The 17,474-nt window shown below is 59.3% G+C and carries 15 protein-coding genes and 3 pseudogenes; 3 read left to right on the top strand and 15 right to left on the bottom strand.

The annotated features are described in order from the left end of the window. Positions 1-208: 208 nt before the first annotated feature. From JCM12296_RS14775 to JCM12296_RS41920, 5 genes are read right to left on the bottom strand one after another with little or no spacing between them, the layout of a single operon-like run. Complete coding sequence (locus tag JCM12296_RS14775; RefSeq protein ID WP_218188107.1) at positions 209-619, bottom strand: ACT domain-containing protein; 411 nt, start codon at positions 617-619, stop codon at positions 209-211. 30 nt (positions 620-649) lie between these two features. Then, positions 650-916, bottom strand: a complete 267-nt coding sequence (locus tag JCM12296_RS14770) for a DksA/TraR family C4-type zinc finger protein (protein WP_054694477.1) — start codon at positions 914-916, stop codon at positions 650-652. A 14-nt stretch (positions 917-930) separates the two neighbouring features. Beyond that, positions 931-1,143, bottom strand: coding sequence for a hypothetical protein (locus tag JCM12296_RS41930; RefSeq protein ID WP_218188106.1), 213 nt, complete (start codon positions 1,141-1,143; stop codon positions 931-933). Further along, entirely contained in the window at positions 1,131-1,754 is a 624-nt protein-coding gene (locus JCM12296_RS41925; RefSeq protein WP_246804329.1) for a zinc-binding dehydrogenase, read from the bottom strand. Before JCM12296_RS41925 ends, JCM12296_RS41930 begins: the two co-directional genes overlap by 13 nt. After that, positions 1,751-1,969, bottom strand: coding sequence for a hypothetical protein (locus tag JCM12296_RS41920; RefSeq protein ID WP_218188104.1), 219 nt, complete (start codon positions 1,967-1,969; stop codon positions 1,751-1,753). Before JCM12296_RS41920 ends, JCM12296_RS41925 begins: the two co-directional genes overlap by 4 nt. 267 nt (positions 1,970-2,236) lie before the next feature. Between JCM12296_RS41920 and JCM12296_RS14760 the strand changes: the two genes are divergently transcribed. Further along, on the top strand, positions 2,237-2,905 hold the full coding sequence (locus tag JCM12296_RS14760) for an MBL fold metallo-hydrolase (RefSeq protein ID WP_054694474.1): 669 nt from the start codon (positions 2,237-2,239) through the stop codon (positions 2,903-2,905). Positions 2,906-3,081: 176 nt separating this feature from the next. Here the strand turns inward: JCM12296_RS14760 and JCM12296_RS14755 are convergent, their stop codons facing one another. The 7 genes and pseudogenes from JCM12296_RS14755 to JCM12296_RS50510 all read right to left on the bottom strand — a co-directional run. Then, on the bottom strand, positions 3,082-3,603 hold the full coding sequence (locus tag JCM12296_RS14755; RefSeq protein ID WP_054694471.1) for a hypothetical protein: 522 nt from the start codon (positions 3,601-3,603) through the stop codon (positions 3,082-3,084). Between the two features lie 115 nt (positions 3,604-3,718). Next, positions 3,719-4,051, bottom strand: coding sequence for a molybdopterin dinucleotide binding domain-containing protein (locus JCM12296_RS44530; protein WP_246804330.1), 333 nt, complete (start codon positions 4,049-4,051; stop codon positions 3,719-3,721). A 116-nt stretch (positions 4,052-4,167) separates the two neighbouring features. Further along, positions 4,168-5,925 (bottom strand): molybdopterin-containing oxidoreductase family protein, encoded by a 1,758-nt coding sequence (locus JCM12296_RS14750; protein ID WP_246804327.1) that lies wholly within the window; start codon positions 5,923-5,925, stop codon positions 4,168-4,170. Between the two features lie 15 nt (positions 5,926-5,940). After that, a complete protein-coding gene (locus tag JCM12296_RS14745; protein WP_054694467.1) occupies positions 5,941-6,885 on the bottom strand; it encodes a class I SAM-dependent methyltransferase in 945 nt (314 codons plus the stop codon). A 477-nt stretch (positions 6,886-7,362) separates the two neighbouring features. Continuing rightward, positions 7,363-10,107, bottom strand: a pseudogene (gene fdhF / locus JCM12296_RS36430) (formate dehydrogenase subunit alpha). Positions 10,108-10,160: 53 nt separating this feature from the next. Next, positions 10,161-11,612 carry an FAD-dependent oxidoreductase gene (locus JCM12296_RS14725; protein ID WP_054694460.1) on the bottom strand — a complete coding sequence of 484 codons (1,452 nt, stop codon included), beginning with the start codon at positions 11,610-11,612 and terminating at the stop codon, positions 10,161-10,163. Positions 11,613-11,683: 71 nt separating this feature from the next. Further along, a pseudogene (locus tag JCM12296_RS50510) lies at positions 11,684-11,971 on the bottom strand (NADH-ubiquinone oxidoreductase-F iron-sulfur binding region domain-containing protein); the annotation flags it as partial. A 318-nt stretch (positions 11,972-12,289) separates the two neighbouring features. On the opposite strand from JCM12296_RS50510, the gene JCM12296_RS14720 reads away from it, so the two are divergent. Both JCM12296_RS14720 and JCM12296_RS14715 read left to right on the top strand, forming a co-directional pair. Continuing rightward, the gene (locus JCM12296_RS14720; protein ID WP_054694456.1) at positions 12,290-12,511 is read left to right on the top strand and encodes a hypothetical protein; all 222 of its coding nucleotides are present in this window, start codon (positions 12,290-12,292) and stop codon (positions 12,509-12,511) included. Between the two features lie 233 nt (positions 12,512-12,744). Continuing rightward, on the top strand, positions 12,745-13,836 hold the full coding sequence (locus tag JCM12296_RS14715; protein WP_054694453.1) for a hypothetical protein: 1,092 nt from the start codon (positions 12,745-12,747) through the stop codon (positions 13,834-13,836). 145 nt (positions 13,837-13,981) lie between these two features. Here JCM12296_RS14715 and JCM12296_RS14710 read toward each other — a convergent pair. The 3 genes and pseudogenes from JCM12296_RS14710 to JCM12296_RS14700 form a co-directional block, all read right to left on the bottom strand. Beyond that, positions 13,982-15,414, bottom strand: a pseudogene (locus JCM12296_RS14710) (aminobutyraldehyde dehydrogenase). Between the two features lie 41 nt (positions 15,415-15,455). Next, a complete protein-coding gene (locus JCM12296_RS14705; RefSeq protein ID WP_054694450.1) occupies positions 15,456-15,908 on the bottom strand; it encodes a universal stress protein in 453 nt (150 codons plus the stop codon). A 55-nt stretch (positions 15,909-15,963) separates the two neighbouring features. Then, entirely contained in the window at positions 15,964-17,370 is a 1,407-nt protein-coding gene (locus tag JCM12296_RS14700; protein WP_054694446.1) for a cytosine permease, read from the bottom strand. Positions 17,371-17,474: the final 104 nt, after the last annotated feature.

Here is a 17,474-nt window from a genome sequence, read left to right as displayed (position 1 = left end):
GCGGTCACGGGGACACCGTTATTCGCCAAAAACGCCGCCAGCGGCATCCCAATTCCTCCGGCACCAACAACATAAATCGTTTCTTTTGTCATCGTTCCTCCTTTTACGAATCCGTCGGAAGTGCGACTTTTCACGAGTTCATCAATGTTGTTGTGCAATTTTATTTGAACCTTAACGCACCATTGTCTGTAAATTCGATTTTGGGCCGCTATTGAAAGACAAACGCGGCCTTTTGCAATGCGGTTTTTGCTGCCTGAAGCGTTTCTGACTTTACCAGAATATAATCTGTATCGAATGAGGATATGGCAAAAATGCTTATCTTGGCTTTCGCCAAAACGGTCGAAATATCGGCGAGAATACCCGTTAAGGAAAAATCCAGGGGGCCGAGGACTTTTATGCAGGCCCATCCATCTTCATGGCTCTCAGAATCCAAAAGGATTGAAGAAGAACAAACGATTGACAATTCATCATCCGTTTTGCAGATGCTGACAAACTTCTCTTCAAATACTTGTTTTGGAACATCTTGGTCAGGTGGGAACCGATGGATGGTAAACACGTCTTCAAGAACGCTTAGTGTTAATTTCATTTTGCCTTTTTTTGTTTCATATCGCGCTTTCAAAGCCGTACCAGCCTTACAATCCCTTTGCGCTTATTTCAACTGGCTGTCCTTGCTGCCACGGCGGTTGATCCCGGAGGCGTTGGTCTGTAATTTTTCGAGCTCGGCCTGGCAGTGGAGACACAGCCGCACACCCGGGATGGCCTTGCGGCGGGCCTCCGGGATTTCTTCCTCGCAGTGGTCGCAAAATTCGGCGCTTTCGCCGACAGGCAGTCTGCTTCTGGCCAGCTTCACGGCATCGCCGACACTGGCATCGATCTGATCCTGAACGGCCCCGTCACGGGACCAACCCACAGCCATCGTGTTCTCCTTTCCTAAAACCGGTCGATGACCGTCACGCCGGTCTGATCGAACCGGTCCATCTCCACCAGCTGGGCGATGCCTTCGGCCAAGGTAGCGGTCCGGCCGATGAGTTTTTCGGGCTGCAATTTGCCGGCCGCGATCATTGCCCAAAGGCGGTTGTACGCGAAAGCCTGAATGCCGTGGCTGCCGAGAATTTCCAGCTCGTGGGCAATCACGCGGTCCATGGGCACCTTGGGTGGCGGTGCTCGCTTTGAAAAAGTCCCACCTGGACATGCCGGCCGCGTTTTCGCAGGCTGCTGATGGCGTCGAAGCAGGTCTGGGGGTGGCCGAGGGCGTCCACCGACACATGCGCCCCGCCAGAGCTGAGATCGTGCACGGCGGCGACGACATTGTCAACCGCACGACCGTTGAGCGTTTCCGCCGCGCCCACCGCACGGGCCAGGGCCAGCTTCTCGTCGGTGATGTCCACGGCCACCACCCGGGCGCCCAAGGCGTTGGCGATCATGATGGCGGAGAGGCCCACGCCGCCGCAGCCGAAAATAACCACCCACTCACCGGCACTTGCACGTCCTTGATCGGCCACGGCGCGAAAGGCCGTGACAAAGCGGCAGCCCAGGCTGGCGGCGGTGACGAAATCCATCGTTTCCGGCAGGCGCACCAGGTTGACGTCCGCGTAACGGATGGCCACATATTCGGCAAAAGACCCCCAGGCCGTGAACCCCGGTTGAAACTGGTGGTCGCAAACCTGGTGGTTTCCCGAAAGGCACTGGGGGCAGCCGCCGCAACCACAGACGAAGGGCAGGGTCACGCGGTCGCCGATCTGCCAGTGTTTCAAATGCTTACCAACTGCGGTAACGGTACCGGCCAGTTCGTGACCGGGCACATGGGGCAGGGTGATGTCGCGTCGTCACCTTTCCAGCCGTGCCAATCGCTCAGGCACAGGCCCGTGGCCATGACCTGGATCACCACGCCGTCTTCCGGCACACTTGGATCGGGCAGGTTCTCGATCGTCACCGGACCGTTGAATCGTTCATAGTAGGCTGCGCGCATTTTTTCGTACCGATTACCTTTCAATCATGCTTCAAAATAGAATCCGAATGGCACATACCGTCCGGCACCCATCACCGGTTTCATCGGATGCCAATCACCAAGAATCATGGCGGATCGGCAGCACAAAAGCAAGTGGCAAGCGCGGCCACCGATGGGGATGCGGATCGAAGGCCTTGACACCCGCGACGATTCTGGCATGCTGGCATTTTCGTCGACGCATGGCGACCCGCAGGAACCCGTCTTAACCCTTATCCAGGAGTGATTCCCATGGAACTGACCCCCCACCTGAATGCCTTTTTGTGGACCTCTCCCCAAGCCAACAATTGCAACACCTATCTGCTGCGCTCGGCCGGGAAGAGTATTCTCATCGATCCGGGCCATGCAGCCCTTTTCGAGCATGTGGAGCGCGGGCTGGCGGCACTCGCGCTCACCATCAACGATATCGATCTGGTCATCTGCACCCACGCCCACCCGGACCACATCGAGGCTGTCCGGCGGTTTGCCGGAACCCAGGCACAGTTCACCCTTCACGAAGATGAATGGCAACTGATCCAGAACATGGCCCCTTACCTGAAGCAAGCCATGGGTCTCGACCCGGACCAATTCTCACCGGATTTCTTTCTTACCGAGGGCGAGCTTCATGTGGGGGACATCACCTTGGAGGTCTATCACACCCCCGGCCATTCGCCCGGCGCGGTGACGCTGCGCTGGCCGGAAAATCGCGCCCTGTTCACCGGGGATCTGATTTTCAAGGGTGGGTTGGGACGCACCGACCTGCCCGGCGGCAACGGCGCCCAGCTCAAGGCCAGCATCCGCCGCATGGGCGAACTCGACGCCGACTGGCTGCTTTCCGGTCATGGCGATGTGATCAAGGGCGCTGATGCGGTCAGGGAGAACTTCCGGCAGGTGGAAGCAGCCTGGTTCGGCTATGTTTGACGGATTCGGAAAAAACCCGATATCGGCGTTACGCTTCATCCCTCGTCACTGCGGCGTACGCAAAAGTACGCCTCCTTCCTCGGGATTCGCAAGCCTTGATCTCGGGCTTTTTCCGAATCCGTCTGAGATGCGAATGCTAAAAACGTGAACCGACCGCCTGAAACCGAACCGTCGGATCAGGCGTAGGCGAGGGCGTCGATGCGTTGGCGGATTTGTTGGCACAGGCCTTCCAGGCGCTGTTGAAAATCGGCATCGCGGTTCGGGTTGGGTACCACGGCCGAGCCGCCGATGCCCTTCTCCCGGGCCAGCCGCTCCAACTGCCGAGACCGAGCCTCTTCCACCAACGCGGTCCGCGCCTCACGGTGCGACTGGAGAATCTTTTCCAGGGGCTCGCGGGTCGCCGGCGCCAGTTCGCCCAGCAGCGCCAGCCAGGGTCCGTTCTCGCCATCCGGGTCGATGCGGCCAAGAGTGGCGTTGAGCACCAGGCCCGTGTCCGCGATCTCCAGTTCCGTCTGCAGCGCGTCAAGCCGTTCGTCAAACGCTTTCAGGGTCAAGCCCCCGTCGCCGAACTGCTGCAAAAGCCCCTGAAGCCGCCGGCTGAAATCCTCCTGATGCTGACGGGTCTTTTCTTCCGCCGACATGGAGAGATGCTTTGTTCGTTCCATGACCAGATCCAGCGTGCTTTTGATTTCCCCCATGGGATGCCCCCTTTGTTTAGGCTGGCGGAAAGAAATAATTCCACCAGCCTTATCAACAACGACAGAATGCCTTCAATTGACATTTTGAATTTGGACGTTGACATTCGCTGGACGCTTATCCGCCACAACCCAACGTCGGATCCGCCGCCGCCGCGCCCCGTCGCACGCGCTTCTTCTTCTTGATCTGGCAGAGCAGGGTCTTGTAGACTGGAAAACCGGAGATCGGGTCGTACTGGCGGTCGTCGGTCAGTTGGTTGACGTTGGCCTGCTGCCATGCGTCGGGTCCCTGGGGCCCGCCACCGCCCACCGGGGCGTAGACGAAGCCGGCCATGATGCGGTCGGTGACAAAGGCGCGCATGGGCACCTGGCCGCGGGCGGTCTTGATCACCACCAAATCGCCGGTGACAATGCCGCGCGCCTCGGCATCCACCGGGTTCATCTGCACCATGGGATCGGGATATTTCTCGATGAAGCTGGGAATCGCCCGAAGGCAGGACTTCATGTCCGGCTTGAACGGCCCGGTGCCCAGGATCAGGGGGAAGCGCCGGTGCAGGTCGGGGCTGCTCAGCGGCGTTTCATCGGACTCCTCGTATTTGGGCAGCCCCTCGTAGCCGTACTGCTCGAGAATTGACGATTTGATCTCGAATTTGCCCGAGGCGTCTCGAACCCCGGCTTCCCGTCGGCCCGCAGCAGCCCTTTCTCCCACTTCCGGTAGACCATGGGCGCCGGCGGCAGGGCAAAGACCTTGCGCTCGGCCAGCATCAGGTCGGCCAGGGTGGTATCCGACTTGGCCAGGTGGCCGGCCAGGACTTCATCCGGATGCCGGGGAAACCGCTCCCCGTAGCCGAGCCGGTCGGCCAGGTCGATCATGATCTGGTAGGCCGGCCGGGCATCGCCAACCGGTTCGATCATCTTCTCACGATAGCGGATGGCGTTGCCGTAGTAGCAGTAGGAGGCCTGCTCGAAGGCCGTGGTGGCCGGCAGCACCAGGTCGGCGAAGGCGGCGTCGCGGGTGAGCTGCAGGTCGATGCTCACCAGAAAGTCGAGCTTCTCCAGAGCCTGTTGCCAGCGGTGCGGATTGGGCCAGGCCGTGAGCAGACTGGCGCCTAAAACGATCAGCCCCCGGATGGGGTAGGGCTCCTCATCCACGATGGCCTGCGGGAGAAGAATGGCGTGAGGCTCTCCGCCGCAGTAGTGGGCGTAGACCGGAAACTTGCCGGCGCCGATGGAGCGCTCCCAGCCGGGCGTGGCCAGTTGACGTTCGGTGGAAAGGGGCAGCATGCGTCCCTGGCCGAGGAAACAGCGGCCGCCCTCCACATCCAGTTGGCCGGCCAGGGCCCAAAGCACCATCACGGAACGGATGTTCTGTACGCCGCTTTTGGTGTACTCGAGCCCGGTGTACATCACGTAGCTGGCCCCTTCGGCATCGACGATGCGTTCGGCCAGATCCTCGATGGTTGCCGGATCGATGCCGGTCAGCTGGGCCACCCGGTCGGGCGGGAATTCCTGTACGTAGGCGGCAAATTCCTCAAAGCCCACGGTCCAGTCGTCCACAAAGGCCTTGTCGTAGATGTTGTCGCGGATGAGGAGATGGCTCAATCCCAGGGCCAGGGCGCCGTCCGAGCCGGGGCGGATCGGGATCCACTGGCTGCCGGGCAAGTCGGCGGCCGCGGTGCGTCGCGGGTCGATGACGATGATCTCGGCGCCTTCCTCCGCCGCGGTCTTGATCTGCTCGAACAGGGCCGGCGGCGTGGAGGTGGAGGGATCGGTGCCCCACACCACGATCAGATCGGAATTATCCACATCGGAGAACATCTCGATGTGCAGGGCGCCCATGGTCACCTTGGGGGCCAAAACGCCCAGGGAGGTGTAGCAGGGCGCCCCCACGCCAAAGGTGTTGGGCGAGCCGAAGGGAAAGAGAATACTGGTGGCCAGATAAATCTCGGCCCCCTTGAGCATGAAGGCGTCCTTGAAGGCGCGCTCGTAGGAACCCGTGCCGGCGTAAAACCCCACGGCCTCGGGGCCGTGCTCGGCCTTGATGGCCTCCAGGCGCTCTTGGATGAGCGCGTAGGCCGCGTCCCAGGTGATCGGTTCAAAGTCGTAGCCGCCCCGTGGCCCGACGCGCCGCATGGGCTGGCGCAGGCGCTTTTCCGAATAGACCACTTCCGCCACGCTGTCGGCGATGGGGCAGAGCACCTTGCCCATGGGCGCCTGGGGATCGGGTTCGAGGCGGGTGATCTTCTCGTTCTCGTCAAAATGGGCGATGACGCCGCATCCCGGGCTGTGAAAACAGAGCCCGCAGATACCGTGTTGGGTTCTCAAAACAACGCCTCCTTTCTACTCGCGGCGACCCACCAAGTACTGGGACGTAATGTGCTCCCACAAATTCGCGGTCTTGCGGATCTTCCAGGAGACATCGCCATCGTCGCAAATGGCCAGCGGCGGATTGAAGACCTCGTATTCGCCGCTGAACAGGCGTCGCAGGGTATCGATCCCGCGGGGGCTGTACTGCGGATTGCCATTTCCGCTCAGCCAGCGTTCGGGCGGGGAAACCGCCTCGTCCCAGGAAAAGGGATCGGAAAAGAGAAACATGGCCGTTTGCTCCCTGAGCACGCGGTTGATTTCCGTGAGGTGTTTCAACGGATCGGGAACTTTTTCGAGCAGGTTGATGGCCGCCACGGTGGCGAAGGCGCGCCGGCGAAAGGGCAGGGCCAGGGCATCGGCGACGATGAAGTCAACATGATCGAAATCGCGCGTTGCATCGAAGGTGAAGCCGCGCGCCTCGGTGACGTGGCCTTCGACGATCAGGTCGAAATCGAGGCGCTTGCGCGAAAGGATTTCACGCGCCTTGCGGATAAAGGCAATGGAGGTATCCAGGCCGATCACATGGTGGTGGGTAGCGGCCAGCTCGAAGGAGATCCTTCCCACGGCGCAGCCCACATCCAGGGCGTCGCCATCGGTCGGCTGAAAGCTTTTGGACCAGACCCGGTAGGCATCCGTGGCCTTGGGGTCGCCCAGAAAATCGCAGAAGTGGCTCCACAGGTAAGCCGACAGCATGGCCGGCGTGTTGTAGCCGCCGCGGTCATCCAAAATCGTACGGGTCTTTTCCGGCAACAGCACGGCGATGCCCTGTTGGATCGGAAAACGTCCACCGCAGTCAGGGCAGGTCATTTCTCCGGCGATGATATCCTCCGCGACCGCCTCGCGGACGGTCAGGTCCAGCGGCACCGCCTTCTCCAGGCACTGCGGACAGATCAGTTGCTCGTGCACCCATTTTTTCATGATGGCTCCATGGTTATTGGCAATGATGGCGTTGTTGCCCGGAAGGCAGGAAACAGGAGGAATGCGAGGGCTTTCGATTTCATCGGCGCACCCTGGCAATCAGGGGCATTCGCTGCCAGCGGGCGATGTGATTCGCACATTCGCTAAAAAGAGTGCCAGTATAGCGTCGGATCCGGCGACTGGCAAGGGGCAGGGGATCTTTTTCAGGAGGACCACATATGGTGTTGCTATCGATTTTTACTCTTGAACGCCGGGGGCGCAGAATGTCAAATGACCAATGAAAAATGTCAAATGGTGGCATTCTGTCTATTTTAGAACGATTTTATCCTTCATTTGACATTTGGATTTTGGCATTTGACATTGATTTAACCAAAGCCGCCGGCTTCTCCGCACGGACATGGTTCGGATGCTGGTGTCCACGCCCGGTCGACGGCCGTCAGGGCCGGGCGCGGATGCCAGCGGCACCTCAGGTGGTTTCTATATCCGTTCCAACCGCACCGCGCAGGCCTTGAACTCGGCGGTCTTGGAGATCGGATCGAAGGCCGGGTTGGTCAGCCAGTTGGCGCAGCTCGCGGAAATGAAAGGCCATCCAGACCAGGCCAGGCGGCACCTGTTTCGTGATCCGGGCCGCCACCTCCACCGATCCGCGGCGGGAGACCACGCGGATTTTTTCTCCCTGGCCGATACCGAGCGCCTCGGCGTCGGCCGCGGAAATATCGGCGGTTTCCGATCCGAGCAGGGTGTTGAGCTTCACAGCGGCCGGTCTGGGTGCGGGTGTGGTAGTGGTAGAGTCGTCGGCCGGTGCTGAGCACGAAGGGATACTCCGCGTCGGGCACTTCGGCCGGCGGGGCCCACTCCAGGGCGGTCAGATTGCCCTTGCCGCAGGTAAATTTTCCGCCTTTGTGCATGATGGTCGTTCCGGGATGATTTTCATCGGGCACGGGCCATTGCAGACCGTCGGTTTCGATACGGTGATAGCGTATGCCACTGAAAATCGGCGACAGGGGCGCCACTTCGTCGTCCCAGATCTCCTGGCCGCTGGCCGATGGCCATTCCTGTCCCATGCGGCGGGCGATCTCCTTGAAAATCCACCAGTTGGGTTTTGCTTCACCCGGCGGCTCGACGGCCTTGCGCACCCGGCTGACGCGCCGCTCGGCGTTGGTGAAGGTGCCGTCGTCCTCACTCCAGGCCGCCGCCGGCAGAACCACATGGGCAAAACGGGTGGTCTCGGTTTCGAAGATATCATTGCACACGACAAATTCCGCCGAGCGCAGGCAGTGCTCCACATGGCCGATATCAGGCTCGGTATTGGCGATGTTTTCGCCGAACACGTAAAGCGCTTTGACATTGCCGTTTTCCAGTCCGTCGATCATATCGGGGATCATCAGGCCCGGTGTGTCGGGCAACTCCACCCCCCAAGCCTGGCCGAATTTGGCTCGCGCCGCCGTCCGTGACTTTCTGATATCCGGGATAGTCGGCGGGCAGGGCCCCCATGTCACAGGCGCCCTGGACGTTATTCTGTCCGCGCAGGGGGTTGACCCCGCCGTACTCGACCCCCACATTGCCCAGCAACATCTGCAGATTGGCGCAACTGAGCACGTTGTTGACGCCGCAAGTGTGCTCGGTGATACCCAGGGTATACATCAGCATGGACGGCCGGACGGCGGCCATCTTGCGGGCCACCGCACGGATGGTATCGGCCGGCACGCCGCTGATTTCGGCGACCCGCTCCGGCGGGTACTGCATGACGACCTCGCGCAGTTCATCGAATCCAACGGTGTTGGCCATTACATAGTCCCGATCATAAAGATCTTCGGTGATCAGCACATGCATCATGCCGTTGATCAGGGCCACGTCCGAGCCGACCTTGATCTGCATATAGGTATGGGCATGCTCGGCAATACCGTTGAAGCGCGGGTCGGCCACGATCAGCTCGGCACCGTTTCTCACGGCTTGTTTGACGAAGGTGGACGCCACCGGGTGGGCCTCGGTCATGTTGGAGCCGATCACGAAGAAAAGCTTGGCGCCGAGGACCTCGGCAAAGGAGTTGGTCATGGCGCCCGAGCCGACGCCCGCGCCAGGCCGGCCACGGTGGGCGCATGGCAGGTACGGGCGCAGTGGTCAATGTTGTTGGTGCCGATGGTTGCCCGGAAAAGTTTCTGCATATTGTAGGAGTCTTCGTTGATGCTGCGGGCACAACTGATGCCGGCCAGGGCGTCGGGGCCGTGGAGCTGTTTGATCTGTTTGAACTTCTCGGCCACCAGGTCCAGGGCCTCGTCCCAGGAGCTTTGCGAACGTTTCGCCTTCGCGGATCAGCGGGTGGGTGAGGCGTTCGGGCGAGTGGATGAAATCGTATCCGAAGCGTCCCTTGACGCACAGCCGCCCCAGGTTGGGAGCACCTTCTTCCACGGCGGTGACCTTGATCACCCGGCCGTCCTTCACATGCAGCCACTGCTGGCATCCCACACCGCAGTAAGGGCAGGTGGTACGCACCTTCTCCGCTTCACTGCCGGTGGCCAGACCAAAGGCCTTTTTCTCAAACAGGGCGCCCGTCGGGCAAGCCTGCAGGCACTGCCCGCAATGGGTGCAGTTCTCGTAATCCACCAATGGATACCATCCGTTGGGATGGTCTTCGCGGCGGCCATAGGGTGAGGGGATCGCCGCGTTGACCTGAACCTCGTTGCAGGCCTGGATACAGCGGCCGCAGCCGATGCAACGGCTGTAGTCCCGCACGATCATGGGGGTGGCGTCGTCCAGCGGGTGCCCGTCGATTTTCTGATCGATGCCGGCCACGCTGACCTCGTATTCGATGGCCAGGTCCTGGAGACGGCAGTCGCCATGGGCGGGACAAATCGTGTCATGCCAGGGCTGCTGCATGATCGCAAGCTGGCTTTCACTCCAGCTGGACTCGGGCTGGTCCATGAGCAGGCAGTTGTGGGCACCTGAAGCCAGCATCATTTCCAAGATGGCCCGGCGCGCCGTTCTGACGATTTGGCTATCGGTAAAAATGCGCATGTCGGCGCCAGCCGGTGTGGCGCAGGCGGGCAGGAGCTGGTCGCTGCCTTCCACCTCCACCACGCAGATGCGGCACCCCCCGGTGGGGCGGGCATCTTTCAGATGGCAAAGGGTGGGGATGGCCACGTCGTTTTGCCGGGCCACCTCAAGGATGGTTTGTCCGGATTCAAAGGAAACGGTTCGGTCATTCAGACTGAGCGTAGGCATAGGGAAATCCTTTCTGTCACCTTGGGTCATTATTTATCGAATGGGTGGGCATCTCATATTGCCGAAAGCATCAGACGGTAACATCGCAAACAGCGAGCCGCCTCAACACGGGCCTGGGCTGCGGAAAACCCTTTTTCCACTTCATCGAAGCTGCCGATACGCACGTCGGGCGCCATGATTTCAGGATGGGCCCTGAGCGTTTGGCCCGGATAGGCAAAGGTCTCCTGGGCATCGCCAACCGTATCGGGGGTGATCCATTTTCTTAAAAGATCAATGGGCCGTGGTGTGCATTGGCCTGCTTCCAGGTACTCGGCAATAAAACGCGCGGCGTGCTTGCCGGCGGCCAGGGCCTTGATCAGGGTGGCCGGTCCGGTCACGCAGTCGCCACCGCCGAAAATGTGGCTGGCTTCGGACTGGAAGGTGGTCTGATCCACCACGAGGGTTTTCCAGGGGGTGAGGGCATCCTCTTCGGGCAGGACGCAATCCACCACGCAGACCTGGCCGACGGCCGGGATGATGGTGTCGCAGTCGATGACAAATTCCGATCCTTGAACCGGTACCGGCCGCCGCCGGCCACTGGCGTCCGGCTCTCCCAGTTCCATGCGCTGGCATTTGAGCCCGGTGATCTCCTCACCATCGGCCACGATGGACACCGGTGCCACCAGGTGGTGAAAGTGAACGCCTTCCTCCTTGGCCTCTTCGATCTCCTGGGGATCGGCCGGCATCTCCGCTTCGGTGCGGCGATAGAGCAGATTGACATCGTCGAAGCCGATGCGCCGGGCGGTGCGTACGCAGTCCATGGCCACGTTGCCGCCGCCGATGACCACCAGGCGCTTGCCCGTCAGCGGGGTGCGGCCCCTGGCCGCCTCGGCCAGAAAGTTGACCCCGGTCATGAAACAGCGGTAGCCGGCATCCTCGCCCTCACAGCGCATTTTGGATGACTCGGGAGCGCCCACGGCCAGGAAGACGGCTCCATAGCCCTTACCCAAGAGCTCATCCAGGTGGATATCCTCGCCGACCTTGATGCCGTAACGGATTTCGGCTCCCTGTTTTTCCACCATGGCCACTTCATGGGCGATCACCTGGCGCGGCAGGCGATAGGAGGGGATCCCATAGGCGGCCATGCCGCCGGGTCCCTCCTGGGCCTCGAAAATCGTACAGCGATAGCCCTGTTGGCCCAGGTAGTAGGCGCAGGAAAGGCCGGCCGGCCCGGCACCGATAATGGCGACCCGCCCGGTTTTGGCCGGTGGCGGTGGGGTCTCCGCATCCAGTTTGGCGGCCATCTCCTCGTCGGCCAGGAAGCGTTTGACGGCCCGGATGGCCAGCGGGGCGTCAAGGCGTGAGCGGCGGCAATGGGTTTCGCAGGGGCGAACGCAGACCCGGCCGATGGTACCGGGCATGGGGCAGTCGGCCCGTACCGTGGCCATGGCCTGGGACCAGCGGTCCATGCGCACATTTTCCAGGTAGGCCGGAATGTCCACGTTGGACGGCAGGCGCTGATACAAGGGGCGGTAACCACGGATGCGTAGCTGCCGCGGCGCACCGGCCGTTTTTTGTTGATGACGGCTGAAAAATCCGCCTGAAAGTTGTCCATCAGATCAAAGACCGGCTTGGCCATGGTGCGGCCAATATCGCAGCGGGCCGTGCGACTGATCTGCAAAACCAGGAAACGGATCTGTTCGAGGACCGCTTCAGACCCGCGACCACTGACGATCTCGTCCATCAGATCGACCAATTGCGCCGTACCCAAACGGCAGGGGATACATTGGCCACATGATTCGGCGGCCGTCCGTTTGAAATAGGCATCCAAGAGATCCACCGGATCCACTTCCGGATCCTGGATCACAATGCCGTCCCACCCCATCAGTGCTCGGACACTGGCGTCACGGGAATCGATCGACGCCTGATCTCCCGTCCATGTGTTGATCACCGGATGTTCCATATTCTCTCCTTTCGATGGATCCGCATCGATGTCCGTCGATGCGGAAGATACAGGTTGCGCACCTATAGCGCGGGCCCGACCGCGAACCGGTACGGCGCAGATTTCCCATGGGATTGCGTTCATGCTCCCCGTGAATGAGAACGGATGAAAACGGTAAAAGGCGTTCAGTCGGTTGCCATCACGGGCAACAATGACCGGGCCCTCAAGTGAAGCCGCTGAGGGGATAAACGGAGGGGATGGATGCCATTTGAAGCTTGTGGATCCGGTGATCAGGAATCATTTGCCATGAACCCGTTGGTATCGGTTTGCGTGCATCTTTTGCCAAATCAAGGAAAAAGGAAGCCGCAGGATATCTGTTCGTTATGGATGCAATCGTGCGTTGTGAAAGGCGACAGGCGCCGTCAGCAACAGGTCGCTGGTATTGCCGACACGGGCAATAATATTACGAAGACGCTCAAGTGAAGCCGCTGAAGCGGCGGAAAGAAGGTATGGAAGGCATGCGGGCTTTCGTATGAAAAGGGTTTTCGTTATTTCACCTGGATTTGGTTGCTACTATCAATGGCGCAAAAAGTCAATTTATCATGCAATCCCAACGGACGATAAGAATCATATTGATCGAAACCGATGGAATCAATCGTCGCCATCGATAAGCACCCTGTAACACCCCAAGCATTTGACCCTTCAGGAGGTATCCCGTGAAATTGAAGTGTTTCTCATTTTTGTGCATGGCAGCCGTGATCGTGGGCATTTCCGTTTTCCGCATGCATCCGGCCATGGCGGCGACGCCCCTTCTCATGCGGACCGTTGCCATCAACGATCCGCAAATGGGCGGCATTCCGGCATTCCGGGTGCTGGCGCCCGCCGAGTGGCACCTGTCCGGCGGGCTGACCTGGAACATCGCGTTGGCCAACCTGGTCACGGCCGATGTCGCGATCACCGCCGCGGACGGGTCGGCCGGTTTTTTCGTCCATCCCACGCGTCTTTTCATCAGCGGTCAAATCGAGTATCAGTGGCAACGGGGCCAGCCCTACCTGGGGATGATCGTCATGCCCATTCCCGAGAGCCCGGCCGCCTTCATCCAGCAAATCGTGCTGCCCGAGCAGCGACCGGGAGCCCAAAACCTGCGCCTCGTCAAACAAACGAACCTGCCGGAATGGGCCGACAGCATTGCCGCTGCCAATCCCCAACCCGGTGGGACGACCCGGGGCTATGGCACCCGCGCACGGTTCGCCTATACGGAAAACGGCGTGGCCTGGGAAGAGGATTTTTACTGCGTGGTGCTGGTGTTCCAGCCCCAGATGGGGCCGCCGACCCTGCTCTGGCAGGCGGATCGCAACCTTTCCGTGCGCGCCCAAAAGGGCCGGTTGGATGCCCTCGATCCCCTGGCCAACGCGTTTGTCAATTCCTTTCGCGTCGACCGCGGTTGGTTTGCCCGCTTTAACCAGGTTCAACGGCAATGGATCGCCGCGCGGCAGCAGGGCATCGCCAATGCCGGTGCCCTGAGCCGCGCCATCAGCCGCAGCAACGATGCTTTCGATGAAGCCTTGACCCGGTCCTGGAACACCCGCCAGCAGGCCGAGGATCGGGCCAGCCGGGAATTCAGCGAATACATCCGCGGCACGGAGAATTACAACGACCCGGTGAGCGGCCATTCCGTGGAATTGCCCGGCGGTTATGACCATGCCTGGACCAATCCCCTGGGTGAATACGTGCTTTCCAACGAGGCCGGGTTCGATCCCAACCAGCATTCGAGTGCCGGCTGGGTGGCCATCGATCCGGAACGGTAATGCCAACCCCAACCGTTCGTTATGCGCGGATCTCCTTTTTTCAAACCCACTGTGGCGCAACTGCCGAAGCAGCCGCGCCACTGTGGGATCGTATCATTAGCCGGTTTGCGATACTGGCACTACCGGTCTTGGTTATCAATCGGGCCTATAATGCCACCATGACGTGCTTCGTGACCAGATAGTCACCGACCGCCTCGGCGGAGAGATCCTTGCCGAAGCCGGACTGCTTGAATCCGCCATGGGGCGTTTCCGAGGAGAGCGGGGTGTGATCGTTGATCCACACCGTGCCGAACTCCAGCTTGGCGGACAAACGCATGGCGCGGCCGACGTCCTTGGTGAAAATGGAGGACGCCAGACCAAAGACCACGTCGTTGCCCATGGCCAATGCCTGGGTTTCGTCATCGAAGCTCTGAATGGTCAGCACCGGCCCGAAAATTTCGTCCTGAATGACCTCGGAATCCTGGGCCACGTTGGTGATTACCGTTGGCTCGTAGAAATATCCCTTGTCAAAACCGGCCGGAATCTTGCCGCCGGTGAGAATCTTGCCGCCGGCCTGCTTGGCCCGCTCGACGAAGCCCATCACCTTTTCGCGCTGTTCGGCACAAATCAGCGGCCCCATTTCGGTATCGCTGTCGAAGGGCATGCCCACTTTCACCTTTTCGGCGGCGGCGACGATGGCGTCGGTCACCTCGGCCAGGCGGCTCTTGTGCACGATGATGCGGGTGGCAGCGGTGCAATCCTGGCCGGTATTGACGAACCCGCCAATGCTCACCTTTTCCGCCACCAGGGCCGCGTCGGCATCCTCGAAGACCAGCACCGGCGCCTTTCCGCCCAGTTCCAGATGGACGCGTTTGATGGTGTCCGCGGCGGTGCGCATGATGGCCTTGCCGGTCTCCGTGGCACCGGTCAGGCTGACCATGCGCACGTCCGGATGGGCGGTCAGTTGCGGCCCCACGTTGCCGGAAATAATGTTGAGCACGCCGTCGGGAAGACCGGCCGCTTTGGCGATCTCACCCAAAAGCAGGGTGGTGCGCGGGGTCAGCGACGCCGGTTTGATGATCGATGTGCAGCCAGCGGCCAGGGGGGCGCCGATCTTCCACATGGCCATCAGGAAGGGGTAGTTCCAGGGGGCGATACCGGCGGTCACGCCGCAAGGGTCTCTACGATAGATGGAGGTGAAGCCGGGGGCGTATTCGCCGGCGTGGCTGCCCGAAGTATCGCGGGTAGCCGCGGCGAAAAGCGCAGATTGTCGATGCCAAAGGGAAAATCCACCCCCTTGCAAAGGTATTCATAGGGTTTGCCCGTGTCTTCGGCCTCGATACGGGCAAGCTCATCCATGCGGGCCTCGAGCAAATCGGCCATTTTGTCCAGCACCACGCTGCGCTCGCTGGGGGTCTTGCCCGACCAGCGGCCATCGTAAAACGCTTTCTTGGCTGCCGCGACCGCGTCGTTGACGTCCGCTTCACAGGCGTTGACCACCTCGTCAATCTTCTCGCCGGTCGCCGGGTTCTCCACGGAAAGTCTTTGTTTGCCTTTGCCTTCGGTCCACTCCCCGTCGATCCAAAGTTTATACGCCATAGAGGCCTCCATAAGATAAATTTATGTTTTTCACTCTTTTTCTATTTTATCCGCATTGGATTGATGACGGTCACCGGAACGGGCGAGCGTTTGATGACTTCACTGGCAACGCTTCCCAGAAAGGTCTTTTTCAGACCTCTTCTTCCGTGGGTTCCCATGATGGCGAAATCGATATCTTCTTTTTCGATATAAGCGAGAATCTCATCGGCCGGGTCCCCGACCCCAATGATCTTCTTCTTGACAGCGATGCCTTTAAAATTGGCAGACACATATTCCTCAAGCTTTTGCTTGGCCTTTTCAACCAATTCATCCTTAATTTTGGACACTTCGCCAGGGGTATTGAACAAATCGTCCCTTGACAGCCTGACAACAAATAGAAGGTGAAGGGCCGCATCGAATTTACCGGCAATGTAAATCGCCGTTGGGATAATCTTGTCCGTCAGTTGCGTTAAACTCACGGCAAGCAGAATATTTCTAAATTCCTTTTGCTGCATGGTGACTCCTTTGGTTTCATGGATTATCGCAAGGCACTGTTGAAACGCACCGGTCTCAGGTTCGACATTTCACGCCAGCCAGCGGCGGCTCTAGCGTTTTCATAATCCAAAATTTCATTAGAACGGCGTAAACCATGAATGCAATGAAAAACGAAGGAATTCCCGCTGTGATATAAGGAAAAAGGCCATTGGCGCTGGTCCACTTTAAGGGCTCCAGCGTCCAAAGATAAAAACCGGCGGCGGCAACCGTTGCAATCAGCGCAGCCGGGTTGATGCCTTTCCAATAGGTATATCCGGATTGGCGGTTATAAATCTGCCGTATGGACCAGGCCCATCTTCCGCGACCGATAACGGCATAGTCGGCCATCATGATGCCGCTGTATGTACCGGTCAACAGGGCAATGTAGGCCAAATAGACACCATAATGCTCGAAGACCACGGGATTTTCCAACAGGAGCGCGAATACGGAGCAAATGATGATCGTGGTGGTCCATTTGGTTTTCGGAAAGCGACTGCGATAAGTAATCGCCATCGGGTAAACGAGGCAGGTGATGGAGCCGATATTGGCAAGGGCGAACATCGCCAAACCGATGATGGCAACGACCGGGCTGCCCAACGTCAGAATCCATTCACTGGGGTCGTAGACTTTTAGCGTCAGAGCGGTAAATGCCGAAAAGATACCGGCGGAACAGGCAAGAACGCCCCATCCCCATAAGCATCCATGAAAAGCCGCTTTTTCGTTTTTGGCCAATCGGGTCCACTGTCCGAACCAGAATGCCCAGGAAAACCCCAGACCGACGTTCCATTCGATGGCCGAAGCGCGACTCCAGGCCAGGGTGGCCATGGGTTTGGCCGGGCTCATCGAATAAATCTGATGCACACCATACTTGGTGAGAATCAGGTAAATAAAATAGAACAAAACCAGCATCAGAAACAATGCGGTCATCCGCGTAAACCACCGGAGAACATTCGGCCCCAGAAAAGCGACATAGGCACCGATAACCGTTGCGATAAAGGCGAACACGATCGCTCCGGGCACTTCACTCGATAGAAAAGCGGGCCCATTGAAAAAGGCGACGAACTTGATGGCGCTTTCGCCGAACAGGAATGCTGAATAGGCGATCCATCCAAAGCTCGATGAAATATACATAATGAGCCAAAGATCTTTGAATTTATGCCCAAGCACGGCTGCCGAGCCCTGCCACTGCTCGACGCCATATCGGGCGAAAATGACCGCCATCGGTGCGACAAGAAACAATGGAAAGCAATTGCCGAAGAGAACGATGGGCACCGCTTCGCTGGCCTTGACAGCCAGACCCGTCAAGCTCCCCACCAAAAAGAACCACGCGGCGATACCGAAACAGATTTGAACAGCCATCAAATCGACCACACCGTAAATTCGATCGCCGGTATTTGCCGGAACAACGTTAAAAAAAATATCGGAAAGGACACCGTTTTTCATCTTGAGCTCCATTTAACGTGTGGAAAAAATGTATCGTTCAATATTTTCTGCATACGGATAAGATCTATTCGATAAGGTTGTCAGGTGGTTTCAGCGTGCATTCG

The sequence above is a fragment of the Desulfosarcina cetonica JCM 12296 genome, from assembly GCF_001311845.1.
GTDB lineage: Bacteria > Desulfobacterota > Desulfobacteria > Desulfobacterales > Desulfosarcinaceae > Desulfosarcina > Desulfosarcina cetonica.
The sequence above is the reverse complement of the archived record's forward strand: the minus strand, read 5'-3'. Positions and strand labels throughout refer to the sequence as shown.